Annotated in this window: 15 protein-coding genes and 1 pseudogene; 7 read left to right on the top strand and 9 right to left on the bottom strand. The window is 71.5% G+C overall.

The annotated features are described in order from the left end of the window. Window positions 1-4: 4 nt before the first annotated feature. From ACQF4J_RS11010 to dnaK, 4 genes are all read left to right on the top strand, one after another. On the top strand, window positions 5-1,066 hold the full coding sequence (locus tag ACQF4J_RS11010) for an ATP-binding protein (protein ID WP_351577101.1): 1,062 nt from the start codon (window positions 5-7) through the stop codon (window positions 1,064-1,066). Between the two features lie 62 nt (window positions 1,067-1,128). Next, the gene (locus tag ACQF4J_RS11005) at window positions 1,129-2,862 is read left to right on the top strand and encodes a vWA domain-containing protein (protein WP_351805059.1); all 1,734 of its coding nucleotides are present in this window, start codon (window positions 1,129-1,131) and stop codon (window positions 2,860-2,862) included. 57 nt (window positions 2,863-2,919) lie between these two features. Beyond that, on the top strand, window positions 2,920-3,348 hold the full coding sequence (locus ACQF4J_RS11000; RefSeq protein ID WP_058922110.1) for an OsmC family protein: 429 nt from the start codon (window positions 2,920-2,922) through the stop codon (window positions 3,346-3,348). Window positions 3,349-3,516: 168 nt separating this feature from the next. Beyond that, window positions 3,517-5,385, top strand: coding sequence for a molecular chaperone DnaK (dnaK, locus tag ACQF4J_RS10995; RefSeq protein WP_351577095.1), 1,869 nt, complete (start codon window positions 3,517-3,519; stop codon window positions 5,383-5,385). A gap of 15 nt (window positions 5,386-5,400) precedes the next feature. Here dnaK and narI read toward each other — a convergent pair whose 3' ends face one another. The 6 genes and pseudogenes from narI to ACQF4J_RS10965 form a co-directional block, all read right to left on the bottom strand. Then, a complete protein-coding gene (gene narI / locus ACQF4J_RS10990; protein ID WP_351577092.1) occupies window positions 5,401-5,985 on the bottom strand; it encodes a respiratory nitrate reductase subunit gamma in 585 nt (194 codons plus the stop codon). Continuing rightward, window positions 5,982-6,464, bottom strand: a complete 483-nt coding sequence (narJ, locus tag ACQF4J_RS10985; protein ID WP_351577089.1) for a nitrate reductase molybdenum cofactor assembly chaperone — start codon at window positions 6,462-6,464, stop codon at window positions 5,982-5,984. The genes narI and narJ overlap by 4 nt, the downstream gene beginning before the upstream one ends. Window positions 6,465-6,517: 53 nt before the next feature. Further along, window positions 6,518-7,164, bottom strand: a pseudogene (locus ACQF4J_RS10980) (molybdopterin-dependent oxidoreductase); the annotation flags it as partial. A 104-nt stretch (window positions 7,165-7,268) separates the two neighbouring features. Next, window positions 7,269-8,081 (bottom strand): SAM-dependent methyltransferase, encoded by an 813-nt coding sequence (locus tag ACQF4J_RS10975; protein WP_351804980.1) that lies wholly within the window; start codon window positions 8,079-8,081, stop codon window positions 7,269-7,271. A 68-nt stretch (window positions 8,082-8,149) separates the two neighbouring features. Beyond that, on the bottom strand, window positions 8,150-9,013 hold the full coding sequence (locus ACQF4J_RS10970; RefSeq protein ID WP_351577078.1) for a helix-turn-helix domain-containing protein: 864 nt from the start codon (window positions 9,011-9,013) through the stop codon (window positions 8,150-8,152). Between the two features lie 158 nt (window positions 9,014-9,171). Continuing rightward, on the bottom strand, window positions 9,172-10,002 hold the full coding sequence (locus tag ACQF4J_RS10965; protein WP_427165547.1) for a helix-turn-helix domain-containing protein: 831 nt from the start codon (window positions 10,000-10,002) through the stop codon (window positions 9,172-9,174). Window positions 10,003-10,136: 134 nt separating this feature from the next. Between ACQF4J_RS10965 and ACQF4J_RS10960 the strand changes: the two genes are divergently transcribed. Both ACQF4J_RS10960 and ACQF4J_RS10955 read left to right on the top strand, forming a co-directional pair. Continuing rightward, the gene (locus ACQF4J_RS10960; protein ID WP_351577072.1) at window positions 10,137-10,442 is read left to right on the top strand and encodes a 4a-hydroxytetrahydrobiopterin dehydratase; all 306 of its coding nucleotides are present in this window, start codon (window positions 10,137-10,139) and stop codon (window positions 10,440-10,442) included. A gap of 5 nt (window positions 10,443-10,447) precedes the next feature. Continuing rightward, on the top strand, window positions 10,448-11,191 hold the full coding sequence (locus tag ACQF4J_RS10955; RefSeq protein WP_427165546.1) for a class I SAM-dependent methyltransferase: 744 nt from the start codon (window positions 10,448-10,450) through the stop codon (window positions 11,189-11,191). Here the strand turns inward: ACQF4J_RS10955 and ACQF4J_RS10950 are convergent. Together ACQF4J_RS10950 and ACQF4J_RS10945 are read right to left on the bottom strand one after the other, a co-directional pair. Next, the gene (locus tag ACQF4J_RS10950; protein WP_351804984.1) at window positions 11,175-11,636 is read right to left on the bottom strand and encodes a hypothetical protein; all 462 of its coding nucleotides are present in this window, start codon (window positions 11,634-11,636) and stop codon (window positions 11,175-11,177) included. The genes ACQF4J_RS10955 and ACQF4J_RS10950 overlap by 17 nt on opposite strands. Next, window positions 11,633-12,112, bottom strand: coding sequence for a hypothetical protein (locus ACQF4J_RS10945; RefSeq protein ID WP_351577063.1), 480 nt, complete (start codon window positions 12,110-12,112; stop codon window positions 11,633-11,635). Before ACQF4J_RS10945 ends, ACQF4J_RS10950 begins: the two co-directional genes overlap by 4 nt. Before the next feature lie 39 nt (window positions 12,113-12,151). Between ACQF4J_RS10945 and ACQF4J_RS10940 the strand changes: the two genes are divergently transcribed. Further along, window positions 12,152-13,102, top strand: coding sequence for a helix-turn-helix transcriptional regulator (locus tag ACQF4J_RS10940; protein WP_351804986.1), 951 nt, complete (start codon window positions 12,152-12,154; stop codon window positions 13,100-13,102). A gap of 100 nt (window positions 13,103-13,202) precedes the next feature. On the opposite strand, the gene ACQF4J_RS10935 is transcribed toward ACQF4J_RS10940, so the two are convergent. Beyond that, complete coding sequence (locus ACQF4J_RS10935) at window positions 13,203-15,866, bottom strand: cellulose binding domain-containing protein (protein WP_427165545.1); 2,664 nt, start codon at window positions 15,864-15,866, stop codon at window positions 13,203-13,205. Between the last annotated feature and the right edge of the window lie 209 nt (window positions 15,867-16,075).

Raw genomic sequence — 16,075 nt, 5'->3', positions numbered from 1 at the left:
CCCCTTGCAGGCCGCTGTCACCGTCACTCCCGCCCGCATCCCCGAACTGCTGCTGGGACTGGCCACCGTCCGGCCCGTGTTCCTCTGGGGCGCGCCCGGCATCGGGAAGTCCTCGCTGGTACGGGAGTTCGCCGAGTCGCTGGGGCTGGAGTGCGTGAGCCTGCTCGGCACCCAGCTGGCGCCCGAGGACCTGATCGGCGTGCCGCAGATCCGGGACGGGCGGTCGGTGTTCTGCCCGCCGGAGGCGATCGCCCGCGACGAGCCGTACTGCCTGTTCCTCGACGAGCTCAACGCGGCCACCCCGGACGTGCAGAAGGCGTTCTACTCCCTCATCCTCGACCGCCGGATCGGCGACTACGAGCTGCCGAAGGGCTCGATCGTCATCGGCGCCGGCAACCGCGCCACGGACAACGCCCTCGCCCGCCCGATCGCCTCCGCCCTGGTCAACCGCCTCACCCACGTCCACCTGGAGGCCTCCGCGCAGGACTGGCTGACCTGGGCCGCGGGCCACGGCATCCACCCCTGGATCCTCGACCACCTCACCGACCGGCCCGACCACCTGTGGTCCAAGCCGCCGAAGACAGAGGAGCCCTTCTCCACGCCCCGTTCCTGGCACATGCTCTCCGACGCGCTGCACTCCTTCGGCCGCGACCTCGACGAGTACACCCTCAAGGTCCTCGCGCACGGCACCCTGACGCCCGCGCACGCCACCGCCTTCTGCGGCTACGTCAAGATCGTGCGCAGCCGGTTCGGCATCGAGGCGATCATCAAGGGCGACGCCCCGTGGCCGAACCGCGTCGAGGACCGCGACCTGCTCTACTACCTCGCCGAGTCCTTCCGCGGCCGACTGGTCAAGGAACTCCCGGTCAGCAAGGAGCACATGTCGGCGAACGGCCGGCAGACCGCGTACCGCGCCAAGTCGCTGCTGGTGCAGCTCGCGGAGATCTCCGTCGAGGTCGCCCAGACCGTCATCGCCTCCGACGAGGACGGCAACCCCGTACTGCCGTCGTGGTTCCTCATCGAGGCGGCGCGGGACATGCCGCGGCTGGTGGAGGCGCGGCGGTGAGCCGCACCAAGGGCAACGGGCAGAAGAAACGGGACTCCGCGGCCGAGGCGTTCGCCGAGGGGATGCGGCTGGTGAAGGCCAACCCGGCCCTCGCGGCCGTCGAGTTCGACGTGTGCCGGCATGAGGAGTGCGAACTCGCCCCGCGCGACGGGCTCGTGGTCGTCGACTCCGACGCGGCCCTGCACGTCCACCCCCACCGCCTCGCCGAACCCGCCGCCTGGGCCTGGGCGCTGGCGCACGCCGTGCTCCACCTCGGCTTCGGGCACGTCCCGGCGGCGAAGGGCGAGCGCGTCCAGCCGGACCGCTTCGACCTCGCCGCGCGCTGCGTCGTCGTCAACCGCTTCCTGCTGAACTTCACCGTCGGCGAGACCCCCGAAGCACTCCCCGCCTCCTATCCCGACGGCGACGAGGAGCAACTCGCCGCACGCTGGCGCCGGGACGGCCTGCCGCCCGCCTACGAGCGCTGCGGCACGGCGGGCGACGCGCCCGACCAGCTGCTCCTCAGATGGAACGGATGGTACGGCGGCCCGCCGGACCACCAGCTGGCGTTCGCCGCCGCCTTGACCCGGACCGTGTCCGCGGCGATGGACATGGCGGGCGGCCGCCGCGACTCCCTCGACGGCGAGGCGGCCCCGCGGCGCCCCTGGCAGAAGGCGCTGAGCTGGTTCGTCTCCTCCTACCCGCTGCTCGGCGGCATCGCGGCCGGCATCACCCTCGTCGCCGACGCCGAACTCGCCCGCGCCCACGGCATCTCCGTGGCCGCGGTCAACCCGGAGGCGGGCGAGATCTACGTCAACCCGCTGCGCCAACTCGAGGACGAGGAGTGGCGGTTCGTCCTCGCCCACGAGATGCTGCACGCCGCCCTGCGCCACGGCGACCGCTGCGGCACCCGCGACCCGTACCTCTTCAACATCGCCTGCGACTACGTCATCAACGGCTGGCTGGTAGAGATGCAGGTCGGCACCATGCCCGAGGGCCTGCTCCACGACCCCGCGCTCGCCGGCCTGTCCGCCGAGGAGGTCTACGACCGCATCGCGGGCGACCTGCGCCGCATGCGCCGTCTGGCCACCCTCCGCGGCAAGGGCGTCGGCGACGTGCTCGGGGCTCCCCTCGGAGCGCCCGGCACCCACGTCGACCTCGACGAGTTCTACCGCCGGGGCCTCGGCCAGGGCCTGGACCTGCACCAGCGTCAGGAACGCGGCTACCTCCCGGGCGGCCTGGTCGAGGAGATCCGCGCGCTCAGCCAGCCGCCCCTGCCCTGGGACGCCCGACTCGCCCGCTGGTTCGACGAGTTCGTACCCAGCCCGCAGCCCGTCCGGACGTACGCGCGCCCCTCCCGCCGCCAGTCCTCCACTCCGGACATCCCGCGCGCGGGGCACTACTTCCCGCCCGAGGAGATCGCCCGCTGCACCTTCGGCGTCGTCCTCGACACCTCCGGCTCCATGAACCACACGCTGCTGGGCAAGGCGCTGGGCGCGATCGCCTCCTACGCCGAGGCCCGCGACGTGCCGGCCGCCCGCGTCGTCTTCTGCGACGCCGCCCCGCACGACGCGGGCTATCTGCCGGTGACCGAGATCGCGGGCCGGGTGCGCGTACACGGGCGCGGCGGTACGGTCCTGCAGCCCGGGATCGACCTGCTGCACCGTGCGGACGACTTCCCGCCGGGCGCACCCGTCCTCGTGATCACCGACGGCTGGTGCGACGTACTGCGCGTCCGCCGCGAACACGCCTACCTGATCCCGCAGGGGGCACGCCTGCCGTTCACCCCCCGCGGGCCGGTCTTCCGGGTGCGGTGAGCCGGAATGTGATCGGATGGGGACGCAAGCAACAGCAGGTTTTCGGAAGGATTCACCGTGGCAACCACGCGCTCCGCACACACCGTATGGGAAGGCAACCTGCTCGAGGGCAGCGGTGTCGTGAACTTCGACTCCTCCGGGGCCATCGAGGCGCAGCCGGTGACGTGGGCCTCGCGCTCCCAGGACGCGAACGGCAAGACCAGCCCCGAGGAGCTGATCGCCGCCGCGCACTCCAGCTGCTTCTCCATGGCGCTGTCGCACGCCCTGAACGGCGCCGGCACCCCGCCCACCAAGCTCGTCACCTCGGCGGACGTGAATTTCCAGCCGGGTGAGGGCATCACCGGCATCCACCTCACCGTCGAGGGCACGGTCCCCGGCATCGACGACGACGCGTTCGTCGCCGCGGCCGAGGACGCCAAGAAGAACTGCCCGGTCAGCCAGGCCCTGGCCGGTACGACGATCACCCTGTCGGCCAAGCTCGCCTGAACATGTGCCCCACAGGTGCCGCGCTCCCGGGCCCGGGAGCGCGGCACCGCCGTTTCCGGGTACCCGGGAGCCGTTTTCCGGGAGTACCCGGGACCTACGCGGCATTGACAACAGCGCACTCAAGTTTTGTGCTGGAGTCTGGGAAGTGCCTGGCGGAAGGGGACGGAGATGGCACGTGCGGTCGGGATCGATCTCGGGACCACGAACTCCGTGGTTGCCGTCCTGGAGGGCGGCGAACCCACGGTCGTCGCCAACGCGGAGGGGGCCAGGACCACACCGTCGGTCGTGGCCTTCGCCAAGAACGGGGAGGTGCTCGTCGGTGAGGTCGCCAAACGGCAGGCCGTGACCAACGTGGAGCGCACCGCGCGGTCGGTGAAGCGGTACATGGGCGACGCGCACTGGCGCTTCCCCGACCAGGGCTCCATCGACGGCACGCGCTACCGGGCGCAGGAGCTGTCCGCGCGGGTCCTGCAGAAGCTCAAGCGGGACGCCGAGTCCTACCTCGGCGAGGACGTCACAGACGCGGTGATCACCGTCCCCGCGTACTTCGACGACTCGCAGCGGCAGGCCACCAAGGAGGCCGGGGAGATCGCGGGCCTGAAGGTCCTGCGGATCATCAACGAGCCGACGGCCGCCGCCCTCGCCTACGGCCTCGACCGGGGCGAGGAGCAGACCGTCCTGGTCTTCGACCTCGGCGGCGGCACCTTCGACGTGTCGCTGCTGGAGATCGGCGACGGGGTCATCGAGGTCAAGGCCACCAACGGCGACACCCACCTCGGTGGCGACGACTGGGACCAGCGGATCGTCGAGCACCTGGTCAAGAGGTTCCAGGGGCAGTACGGCGTCGACCTCGGCAAGGACAAGATGGCCCTGCAGCGGCTGCGGGAGGGCGCCGAGAAGGCCAAGATCGAGCTGTCCAGCTCCTCGGAGACGACGATCAACCTTCCCTACATCACCGCGTCCGCCGAGGGGCCGCTGCACCTCGACGAGAAGATGACCCGCGCGCAGTTCCAGGAGCTCACCGCCGATCTTCTCGACCGGTGCAAGACCCCCTTCCACCAGGCGGTCAAGGACGCGGGCATCAAGCTGTCCGCGGTCGACCACGTCATCCTCGTCGGTGGCTCCACGCGTATGCCGGCCGTCACCGACCTGGTGAAGGAGCTCACCGGCAAGGACCCGCACAAGGGCGTCAACCCCGACGAGGTCGTGGCCGTCGGCGCCGCCCTGCAGGCCGGTGTCATCCGCGGCGACGTCAAGGACGTCCTGCTGCTCGACGTCACCCCGCTGTCCCTCGGCATCGAGACCAAGGGCGGCATCATGACCAAGCTCATCGAGCGCAACACCACGATCCCGACCCGGCGTTCGGAGATCTTCACGACGGCCACCGACAACCAGCCCTCGGTGGGTATCCAGGTGTACCAGGGCGAGCGGGAGATCGCCGCGTACAACAAGAAGCTGGGCGTCTTCGACCTGACCGGGCTGCCGCCGGCCCCGCGGGGCGTGCCGCAGATCGAGGTGGCCTTCGACATCGACGCCAACGGCATCATGCACGTCTCGGCGAAGGACCTCGCCACCGGCCGCGAACAGAAGATGACGGTGACCGGCGGCAGCGCGCTGCCCAAGGACGACATCGACCGCATGATGCGGGAGGCCGAGCAGTACGCCGAGGAGGACCGCAAGCGGCGGGAGGCCGCCGAGACCCGCAACCAGGCCGAGCAACTCGTCTACCAGACCGAGAAGTTCATCCGGGACAACGAGGACCGCATCCCCGCCGACACCAAGTCCGAGGTGCAGGAGGCCGCCACGGAGCTGAAGGGGCTCCTGGAGCGGAACGCCGAGACCGGCGAACTGCGTACGGGCGTGGAGAAACTCGCCACCGTCAGCCAGAAGATGGGGCAGGCCATGTACGCGAACGCCGCCGGCGGTCCGTCCGGTGAAGAGGGCACGGCCCATGAACAGGCGGGCCCCGAGGAGGAGGGCGTGGTGGACGCGGAGATCGTCGACGACGAGAAGGACACGAAGGGCGGGGCCGCCTGACGCCCCGGCGCCGTCCTAGGCGTCCGTTCTCTCCCAGCCCCTGCGTTCGCGGCGTGGGCCCAGTTGTCGCGGGTCGCGGCTGCGGTAGATCACGTAGGGGCGGAAGAGGTACTGCACGGGGGCGCTGAACATGTGGACCGAACGGGTGTAGGGGACCAGGGCGATCAGCACCATGCCGACGACCGCGTGGACCTGGTACAGGGCCGGCACGCCCTGCATCAGGTCCGTCTTCGGCCGGAGGGTGAACAGGCTGCGGGACCAGGGGCCGATCGTCTCGCGGTAGTCGTAGCCGTCCCCGGAGGCGTGACCGAGCTCGGCGATCACGCCCAGCGCGATCGCGGCGAGCAGGACGAGGTACATCAGCTTGTCGTTGGCCGTAGTCGCTTGGAAGACGGGGGCGTTGGTCCGCCGCCGGTACACCAGCAGCAGGATGCCGACGACCGCCGGCACACCCGCCGCCGTACCGCCGTACCGGGAGAACAGGTGGTACAGGTGCTCGTCGACGCCGATCGAGTCGGTCCAGGACATCGGGACGAACAGGCCGACGACCAGCAGCGCGAAGGCGACGTACGGCAGGACGCCCCACAGGAGGGTGGTCATCGGCGCACCCCCGGCAGGGTCGCGCACACCGCGTCCAGTACGGACGCGTACGGCGTGCCGAAGTCGGTGAGCGCGGCGCGCAGCCGCTCCAGGCCCGCGCGGTGCTCGGTGAGCAGGTCCGTGTCGCCGGTGCGGGCCGCGAACTCCAGGACGGCGGGCAGGAAGTCGGGCAGCTCCTCCCCGGTCATCTCCAGTCCGGCGGCGCGGTAGACGTCTTTGAAGCGGACCAGCGTCATGCCGCGCCGCCGCGTGTCCCCGTCCTGCCACCAGCTCAGATAGAGGCTGTGCCGGTTCTTGAAGTCGAAGACCTGCACATAGTGCGCCTCCAGCTCCCGGGCCGGGGTGACCGCGGCATGGTCGGTGAACTCCCTCAGCTGCGGGGCGGCTTCGCGCAGCAGCGGCAGCCGTGTGCGGAAGTCGTCGTCCGGGTAGGTCAGGCAGAGAGCTGCCGCCTGATGGAGTACGGCGTCCGAGGGCATCAGACCTCCTTGGCTTCGGCGTCGGCGGGATCGTCGGAGGTCTGCCTCCAGTGGAAGCGGGCGCCGGCCGCGTGCGAGACCATCGACATCGCGGGGATCGGGGAGAAGCCGGCGATGCGGTCGGGGCCGTGGGTCTTGATGGTGTGGACGTGGGCGGCGGCGACGAGCTCGATCGCCTCGTCCCAACTCGCCCGCACCAGACCGCCCTTGCCGCGCGACTGCTGACAACGGCGGCGCTTTTCGGGGTCGTTCTGGATGTCGGCCCAGGCGAGGACGGGATCGCCGAGGCGGCCGAGGGCCTCACGGTACGACTCCGGCAGCACGCCCCGGACACACGGTTGCGCACCCGCGTCGGCGAGTACGTGTACCAGGAGAAGGCGGCGCCCGGGGGGACGCCGCGCGGCTCGTACTCGGGCCGGTCGGGACCCACGCTGGGGTAGTCCGTCTGCTGGGTCTCCCACGTGATGATGCCGTCCTTGACGTACACCTTCCAGCGGCAGGAGCCCGTGCAGTTCACGCCGTGCGTGGAGTTCACGACCTTGTCGTGGCTCCAGCGGTCCCGGTAGAAGGCGTCCGCCTCGCGCCCGCCGACCATGCCGACGCTGTGCAGGTCGGGCGCCGCCGTGCCGGGCCGGAAGAACCTGCCGACGCGCAGCAGCGCCGCTCCCTGTTCGGTGGGCGGTATCCGCGTGTCGGCCACGTCCGTCGCTCCCTTGCTCGCCCCGTGCTTCGACGCTAGGGGCGAGCGGGGGAACACACCCGTCCAGACGCCCGTACGGGTGTACGGGCCGTGGACGGCGGGCCTCAGGCGCCGGGCTTGCGGGCCACCCCCGCGTACACCGGCACGACGCCCTCGGCCTGCGCCTCCACGTCCACCGGCTCCGGCCGCCAGCCGTGAACGGGGATCACACCGGGGCCGAGCAGCTCCAGGCCGTCGAAGAAGCGGTAGAACTCGGGCAGCGTGCGCGGGTGGAACGGCGTGCCGCTCCTGCGGAACAGCCCCGCGGCCCTGGCCACCCCCTCGGGGCTGAGGTCCTGGGTGACCTGGGAGAGGATCAGGAAGCTGCCGGGGGCGAGCGCCTCGACGTACCGCTTGAGCAGGCCGTGGACGTCGTCCTCCTCGTCGCCCAGGTAGTGGGTGAGCGCGATCAGGGACAGCGAGACGGGCCGGGAGAGGTCCAGGGTCTCGGCGGCCAGCCGCAGGATGGTGTCGGGATCGCGGACGTCGGCGTGCACGTACTGGGTGCTGCCCTCGGCGGAGCCGCGCAGCAGGGCCTCCGCGTGCCTGAGCACGATCGGATCGTTGTCCGCGTACACCACCCTCGCATCCGGCGCCGTCTCCTGCGCCACCTGGTGCAGGTTGGGCTCGGTGGGGATGCCGGTGCCGATGTCGAGGAACTGGCGTATCCCGGCCCCGGCGGCGGCCCGCACGGCCCGGTGCATGAACCGGCGGTTGGCGCGCGCCCCGCGCACCGCGGTGCCGTCGGCGGCCAGGATGTTGCGGGCCAGCGCCTCGTCCACCGGGTAGTTGTCCTTGCCGCCCAGCCACCAGTCGTACACCCGGGCGGGGTGCGGGCGGCTGGTGTCGATCTGCGGTAAGGCGTCGGATCCGGTCATGCGGTGTCGTCTCCTCGGGGTGGGAAGGGTGCCGTGCGTGCCGCGGACAGGGGAAGCCGGCGGCGGACTCAGAAGGTCTCGCGGTACTCCCGCAGCAGCTTCTTCGTGCGCTGCGCCGAGGCGGCGCGCGCCGTCATGTGGTCCAGGACCTCGAGGTGCGCGGAGACCTCTCCCCGCGAGTCGAGGTAGAGGGCGCCCGTCAGGTACTCGGTGAAGACCATGTCGGGCAGTTCGGGCTCGGCGAAGCGGAACAGCGTGAAGGGCGCGTACGTCCCCGGGTGCGGGCCGTCCTCGAACTCGGCGACCTGCAGCGTGATCCGGTCGCGCTCGGCGAATTCCAGCAGCTTGTCCAGCTGCTCCCGCATGACCTCGCCGCGGATGCTCACCGGACGCTTCAGCACCGTCTCGTCCATGACCACCCACAGGTGGGGCGGGTCCGGGCGGTCCAAAAGCTTCTGCCGGGCCATGCGCAGCGACACATGGCGGTCGATGGTCTCCGGGCCGGTCTGGCCGACCGTCCCCGCCTCCATGACGGCGCGCGCGTACTCCTCGGTCTGCAGCAGGCCGGGCACGAAGTGCGGCTCGTAGGAGCGGATGATCCCGGCGGCGCCCTCCAGGCTGACGTACAGGCTGAACCAGTCCGGCAGCACGTCGTGGAAGCGCTGCCACCAGCCCGGCTGGTTCGCCTCCTCGGCCAGCGCGACGAAGGCGGCCGCCTCCTCGTCCGGTACGCCGTACGTGGTCAGCAGCACCTGGACGTACGGGATCTTCAGCGCGACCTCGGCCATCTCGATCCGCCGCACGGTCGCCGGCGCCACGCGCAGCACGCGCGCGGCCTCCTCGCGCTTGAACCCCGCCGCCTCCCGCAGCTCCTGCAACCGTCTGCCCAGCACCACCTGGCCCACAGTGGGCGCGGGCCGCCGCTCACTCACGCCACGCCTCCCCTACGCGCCGAAGTCCGCGCGAAGCAGTGTGTCATGTTCCGGTGTCAGTCTCACGGGGTCCGGGGTGAGGCGCTTGCCACGTGTGCCGAACGGGCGTCGGCCGGTCCCTCGCGCGGGCGGCCGGTTCCGGGCGGCGGCGGCGCCCGTCAGGAGATCAGCGACCGCAGGTACTTGGCCGTCGCCGGGTCGGCCGGCAGGAGCGTCTCGATGGCCAGCTCGGCCACGGTGACGTCCATGGGCGTGTTGAAGGTCGAGATGGAGGAGATGAAGGACAGCGCCCGGCCCTCGTGCTCGATCCGCATCGGCAGGGCGAAGTACGGTACGGGCTCCGCCGGTTCGCCGCCGCCGGCGCTCTTCGGGAGCGGGTAGGCCGCGACCTCCTCGTACAGCCGCCGCAGCGGTGCCGAGCGGTGCAGGGCGATCTGCCGCTCCATCTGGGCCAGCAGATGGCCGCGCCACTCGGGCAGGTTGAGGATGCGGGGCGCCAGGCCCTGCGGGTGCAGGGTCAGCCGCATGGCGTTCAGCGGCGGCTTGAGGAGGGACTCCGGGAGCCCGTCCAGCAGCGTCATGATGCCGCGGTTGGCCGCGACCACGTCGTACGTCGCGTCGACCACCAGCGCCGGATAGGGGTCGTAGCCCTGGATGAGCCGCTCGATGCCCTCGCGCAGGGCGCCCATCGCCGGGTCGTCCAGCGGGGTCTCCGGGTAGCGCGGGGCGTAGCCGGCCGCGAGCAGCAGGGCGTTGCGCTCCCGCACCGGAACGTCCAGGTGCTCGGCCAGCTTCAGCACCATCTCCTCGCTCGGCCGGGAGCGGCCCGTCTCGACGAAGCTGATGTGCCGGGCCGAGGAGTCGGCGCGCAGGGCCAGCTCCAGCTGGCTCACCCGACGCCGCTCCCGCCAGGCACGCAGCAGCGGGCCGACGCCCCGGTCGGCGGGAGCGGTCACGGAGGCTGTGGTTCCGGTCACGGCAGTGGTCATGTGTACGACCGTAGTCGAGGAACAGCCCCGGCGAGGTGTCCTCGGCTCACCCCCGGGAACCCTCTGACCAGGACCGCAGTCGCCCGGCTGTGGCAGGCTGAAGAGGCATCCGCAGCCGACGAAGGAGCGAGGCCATGCCCGTGGAACCGCTGTCCCAGAAGGAGATCGAGGACCGGCTGGCCGAGCTGCCGGGCTGGTCGGCCCAGGACGACCGGCTCACCCGCTCCTACCGGCTCGCCTCGCACTTCGCGGCCACGGCGATGGTCGTGCACATCGCCCAGGTCCAGGAGGAGCTCGACCACCACTCCGACCTCACCCTCGGCTACAACACCGTCTCCCTCTCGGTGAACACGCACAGCGTCGGCGGCCGGATCACCGAGCTGGACTTCGGCCTGGCGAGCAGGGTCGAGGAGCTCGCACCGGGGCACGGCGCACACTGACGCGCGTGCTCGACTACGACAAGGAAGCCGACGCCTACGACGAGACACGCGGCGGCGAGGCCAGGGCCGCGGCCGCCGCGGCCGCCGTACTGGGCCTGGTCCCGCCCACCGCCGGCCGCCTCCTCGACATCGGCTGCGGCACCGGCATCGTCACCCGCCGCCTCGCGGCCGCGCGGCCCGCGACCAGAGTGACGGGCGTCGACCTGACGCCCGGCATGGCCCGGATGGCCGCGGGCCGGCTGCCGGGCGCGATCGCCCTGGCCGACAGTCGCGCGCTGCCCTTCCCGGACGCCACGTTCGACGCCGTCAGCAGCGTGTGGCTGCTGCACCTGCTGGACGGGCCGCAGGACGTCCGCGCCGTCGTCGCCGAGTGCGCCCGGGTCCTCAGACCCGGCGGGGTCTATGTCACCACCGTCGACAAGGCCGCCGCGCACAACGTCGGCAGCGACATCGACGCCGTGCTCGCCGAGCGGCCGCACAGCGTGCCCCGGGACCCCGCCGACCTCGTCACCCGGTACGCCGCGGCCCAGGGCCTGCTCCCGGCCGGACAGGCCCGGTTCCAGGGGCACGGGCAGGGGCGCAGCCCCCGTCGTACCGTCGCCGACCTGCGGCGCGGCTGGTTCGTCACCCTGCCGCCGGGCGAGCCGCTGGCCGAGCGGTTCGCCGACCGCCTCGCCCGGCTGCCCGACCAGGACAGGCCCCGCCCCGATCCGGTCTTCCACCTGCGGAGCTTCAGGAAGGCCGGCTGAACTCCATCGTCCAGTTGGTCAGCCAGCTCTCCCCGCCGTCGACGGAGAACGCCTGCTCCCAGCGGGCGGAGGCGGGGGAGACACCCGTCCAGAGGAAGCGCACGCGGACGTCCTTGCCGTCGTGCGTGTCGTCACCGCAGAACTCGCCGCGGTCACCGTCGAAGCGGCCGGTGACCGGCGGGAAGAGCGTGCCGGTGCGGCTGGAGGACCAGTTCAGCGACCACTCCTCGCGCTCCGGGTCGAAAAGCCGCAGGGTCAGCCCCTTGGCGCCCAGGTACGGCATGTCGATCTCGTCGATGTTGGCGGCACCGTCGAACAGCGGAAGACACCGGCTGGTGGACGGGAACTCCACCCAGTCACTGTCCGGGTCGAGGAAGTCGGCGCGGCGGCGGTGGGACACCTCCCACTCTCCGTGCAGGAAGTCGAAGTCGTGCGGACTGCTCATGTGCGGTCTCCCGTGGTTCCTTCGGGCAGGGTGTCGGACAAGTAGGCGGCCAGGTCCGGGACTTCGGGCACGAGCATGTGCCGCACCCAGGCGTCCCGCTCGTGCTGGATGGGCGGCAGCTCGAAGACGCAGCCGATCCAGGGGAGTTCGGGCCTGACGAAGTGCGTGGGATCGCGGTCGGGGCAGCCGAGGACCGGCTGGCCCGCGGCCGCGTTCGCGTAGTGCAGGACGTTGTCCCACACCCAGCTGTAGGCGTTGACGTAGGCGCCGTCGTCGTTTCCCCGGTGAACGACGACGAACGTCACCGGCGGCGTCCCGTCCGGCTCCGGCAGCAGCTCGGGCAGGATCTCGTACGCCGCCTTCTCCACGCCGGGCGCGATGCCCGCCGGGTCGGCGGTGACGTGGTAGCGCTTGACGTGCCGGCCGGCCACCTCGATCGGCGGCGGCACGGTCAGCAGTTTCTCCGTGAAGGGCATGAGGTGACGTTAGGACCGCTTCACTGACACCATGTGTCAGTGAAGTCCAGCCGTCTCGTCTCGATCCTCCTGCTGCTGCAGACCCGGGGCCGGATGACCGCCGCCCAGCTCGCCGAGGAGCTGGAGGTCTCGGTCCGCACGGTCTACCGGGACGTGGAGGCGCTGAGCGCGGCGGGCGTCCCGCTCTACGGCGACGCGGGCCACGCCGGCGGCTACCGCCTGCTGGACGGCTACCGCACCCGCCTGACCGGTCTCACCGCCGACGAGGCCGAGGCCCTGTTCCTGGCCGGCGCCCCCGGCCCGGCCGCCGAGCTGGGTCTCGGTTCCGTCCTGGCCGCCGCACAGCTCAAGCTGCGCGCCGCCCTGCCGGCGGAGCTGCGCGCCCACGCCGACCGGGTCGGCGGGCGCTTCCACCTCGACGCCCCCGGCTGGTACGCGGACGCGGAGGAGACGCCGTACCTCACGGCGGTCGCCGACGCGGTGTGGAACAGCCGCGTGCTGCACGTGCTGTACCGCCGCTGGGCCGAACCCACCGACGTGGAGCGGCGGTTGGAGCCGTACGGGCTGGTCCTCAAGGCGGGCCGCTGGTACGTCGTCGCGGGGCCCGGACCGCGCACCTTCCGCGTCGACCAGATCCTGCGGCTCGCCGACCCGGGCGAGGAGTTCACCCGGCCCTCCGACTTCGACCTGGCCGCGTACTGGACGGCCTACCAGCGCGACTTCCACGACCGGCTGTACCGCGGCGAGGCGGTCGTACGGCTGGCGCCGGGCGTGCGGCTGCCCAGGGCGGTCGGACTGCGCACCGACGACGACGGCTGGACGGTCGCCCGCGTGCCCATCGAGTCGGCCGGCCACGCGCATGGCGAGTTCCTGCGCCTGGGCTCGCGGATCGAGGTACTGGAACCCTCCGACCTGCGGCTGAGCATCGCCCGGACGGTCGCCGAACTGGCCGGAATGTACGGCAACCCGGCCTCGCACGGCGGCGACTGAGTTCATCGGCGACGGCATGGCGACACCGCCGCGCCCGACGGTGTACACGCCGTAGGACAAGACGGGGGCGCGTGCCACCCGGCACGCGCCCCCGAACGGATCAGGCGACCGTGCAGCTCTGGTCGCCCAGCTTGAACGACGTCGGTTTCGTGTTCGAGCCCGACCAGGTTCCCGTGAAGCCGAAGCTCACGGACGAGCCCGCCGCCACGTTCCCGTTCCAGCTCACGTTCTTCGCGGTCACCGCCGCGCCGGACTGGGTGTGGTCGGCGTTCCACAGCTGACCGATCTTCTGGCCGTCGGCGAAGGACCAGCCGAGGGACCAGCCGGTCCAGGCGGTGGACCCGGTGTTGTCGAGCCGCACGTCCGCCTGGAAGCCGTCCGACCACTGGTTGGTGATCCGGTACGTGACCGTGCAGGCGCCGGTGGGCGTCGGCGTCGGGTCCGTGCCGCCGCCGCCGTCTCCGCCGCCGGTGTCGGAGGTGTCCCCGTAGACGACACCCCGGCCGTTGGTCGAGACGTACACCCGGCCGTAGACCCGCGGGTCACCGGTGATCGCCGCGCCCGTCCAACCCCACTGGTGGGCGTAGTCGTTGATACGGGTCCAGGTCGCGCCCTTGTCGGTCGAGCGGAAGATGCCGCGCACACCGCCGATCTTCGCGCTGGTGTAGAGGGTCTGGTACGAGGCTCCTGTCGCCGCCTTGCCGAAGCCGATCGTGTCGGCCTGCTCGACGTTCGACAGCTTGGTGAAGCCGGCCCCGCCGTCGGTGGAGTGCCACAGGCCGTACGCGCCGTCGGAGGCGCCGCCCGCGAGCCAGACGTCGCCCTTGGTACCGGGCAGCGCCTTGAAGCGCACGCTGTCGCCGCCGGGCAGGCCGCTCGCGGCCGACGCGGTGAAGGTGGCGCCGCCGTCCGAACTGACGTAGAACTTGCCGGACTTGAAGCCGTAGAAGGTCTTGGGGTCCACGCGGTCGGACTCGACGAGCGCCCCGGACGGGATGCCGCTGGACGCCTGCCACGAGGAGCCGAAGCCCGTCGTGTACCGCACGCCGGTGCCCGCGGGGCTCCACACGAACCGGCTGCCGTCCGCCGCCGCGGCCACCGTCCCGCCGCCGCTGACGCCCGAGGGGTCCGTCCCGGCGAACCAGTTGGCGCCGTTGTCCGTCGAGAACGCGATGTGCGGGCCGGAGTCCAGATCGCCCACCCTGACCACGGTGTTGGGGTTCGTCTCGGCGAAGTCGAGGCTGGTCGTCGTCGTGAAGGTCGGCGAGGTGAACATCATCGAGGGGACCTTGGCCAGATCCGTGTGCCGGAAGCCGCCGATGTCGCCCAGGGCGCTGAGCAGCGGCGCACCGCTGGGCGGGGACGCCAGGTCGTTCACCGCGGTCTCCTCCAGGCCCTGCACCATGGGCTTCACGGTGAACTGGCCGCCGCTGTCCCACCGGGTGAGGTTCTCGGTGCCGTACAGCGTCGCGCCCGTCCCGTACATCATCCGGTCCGAGTCGAACGGGTCGATCTCCAGCGACTCCGTCATCCAGCCCAGTTTCGGACTCTGTTCGGGCGGGGAGGGATTCGCGCCGAAGGTGAGCCACGGTGAGGACGAGACGTCGATGGTGTAGCGGTTGGCGCGGTTGGGATACGACGTGTAGTCCCACGCCTTCGTCCAGGTGGCCCCGCTGTCCGTCGACCGGAAGAGCTGCGTGTCCGGCCACCAGGAGCTGTACGCCGTCGCCATCACGGTGCCGGGGTGCTGACGGTCGACGGTCAGCCCGCTGAAGCCGTAGTACGTGTCGGCCTCGGCGACCGGGCTGATGTTCGTCCAGGTGCCGCTCGCCGTCGCGTAGCGCCAGAGCTGCCCCTTGCCGCCGTCGTACGGGCCGCCCTTGTCGCTGTAGGCGAGGTACAGGTAGCCGTTCTTGGCGTCGAGGACCCCCTTGTGGGCCAGATAGCCCGTCGGCTGACCCGCCAGCCGGGTCCAGGTCGTGCCGGCGTCCGTCGAGCGGTAGACCGCGTTGTCCTTGTCGGCGACCCCGACGTAGATCGTCTTGGTGGCGTTCCCGGAGGTGCCGGTGGACTCGTCGAAGGTGACCCAGACGATGCCCTGGTTGTCGCTCGCGTACCCCGTCGTGTCGCTCGGGTCCTGCTGGTAGTTGCCGGGGTTGGGGAAGCTCGTCACCTGCGACCAGGTCACCCCGGCGTCGGTCGAGCGCCACAGGCCCTTGCCGCTGGGGGCGCCCAGGTACAGCACGCTGTCCTTGTTCGGGTCGATCGCCAGCCGTTCGCCCATGCCGCGCCCGGGCATGTTGCCGCCCAGCTTGAAGGGCAGGTCGGTCTTCTGCCAGCTCGCGCCCCGGTCGGCGGACCGCAGCACGGCGCCGTTCGTCGGGTCCCAGCTGTTGGTGTACGTCCCTGCGGCCGCGTACACCTTGTCGGGGTTCACGGAGTCGGAGGCGAGGCTGACCACGCCGGTGTGCCCCCACTCGTTCCAGCCGACCGAGTCCAGCAGCGGCGTCCAGGTCTTCGTCGACTCCTGCCAGCGGTAGGCGCCGCCGATGTCCGTGCGCGCGTAGGCGAGGTTCTTCTCGGTGTGGTTGAAGACGATCCCGGGAACGAAGCCGCCGCCGTCGATGCGGGCGTTCTTCCAGGTGTAGGTGTCGGCGGCGAGGGCGGCTCCGGCGGTGTGGCCGGCGGCGAGTGCGGGCGGGGTACCGGCGAGCAGACCGGCGGCGAGCGCGAGGACGGCCGTGAGGATGCGGGTTCTTCGCACGGGAGGTCCTTTCCGGGTGGGGGTTTCGGAAGGGTGGTAAGCGCTTTCTAGATCATGCGAGAGTCGCCGGGCGGCCCCCAGTGCGGGTGGGGGCTGCCCGGCGGGACGGCCCCGTCGTCAGGTGACGGAGCCACGCACGCGAAGCCTTCAGGCGGTGCCGCGAGAGGGGCGGTGGGTGGCGCGCCCCAAAGGGGCGCGGGGAACTGCGC

The sequence above is a fragment of the Streptomyces sp. C1-1 genome (genome assembly GCF_050214755.1).
In the GTDB taxonomy this organism is placed as follows: Bacteria; Actinomycetota; Actinomycetes; order Streptomycetales; family Streptomycetaceae; genus Streptomyces.
This window is presented reverse-complemented; position numbering and strand designations above follow the sequence as displayed.

What these genes read in the sequence shown, in the direction of transcription:
- ACQF4J_RS11005 (WP_351805059.1), top strand. Translation starts at nt 1,129, where the DNA reads ATGCGGCTGGTGAAGGCCAACCCGGCCCTCGCGGCCGTCGAGTTCGAC.
- dnaK (WP_351577095.1), top strand. Translation starts at nt 3,517, where the DNA reads ATGGCACGTGCGGTCGGGATCGATCTCGGGACCACGAACTCCGTGGTT.
- narI (WP_351577092.1), bottom strand. Translation starts at nt 5,985, where the DNA reads ATGACCACCCTCCTGTGGGGCGTCCTGCCGTACGTCGCCTTCGCGCTG.
- narJ (WP_351577089.1), bottom strand. Translation starts at nt 6,464, where the DNA reads ATGCCCTCGGACGCCGTACTCCATCAGGCGGCAGCTCTCTGCCTGACC.
- ACQF4J_RS10975 (WP_351804980.1), bottom strand. Translation starts at nt 8,081, where the DNA reads ATGACCGGATCCGACGCCTTACCGCAGATCGACACCAGCCGCCCGCAC.
- ACQF4J_RS10965 (WP_427165547.1), bottom strand. Translation starts at nt 10,002, where the DNA reads ATGACCACTGCCGTGACCGGAACCACAGCCTCCGTGACCGCTCCCGCC.
- ACQF4J_RS10960 (WP_351577072.1), top strand. Translation starts at nt 10,137, where the DNA reads ATGCCCGTGGAACCGCTGTCCCAGAAGGAGATCGAGGACCGGCTGGCC.
- ACQF4J_RS10950 (WP_351804984.1), bottom strand. Translation starts at nt 11,636, where the DNA reads ATGAGCAGTCCGCACGACTTCGACTTCCTGCACGGAGAGTGGGAGGTG.
- ACQF4J_RS10945 (WP_351577063.1), bottom strand. Translation starts at nt 12,112, where the DNA reads ATGCCCTTCACGGAGAAACTGCTGACCGTGCCGCCGCCGATCGAGGTG.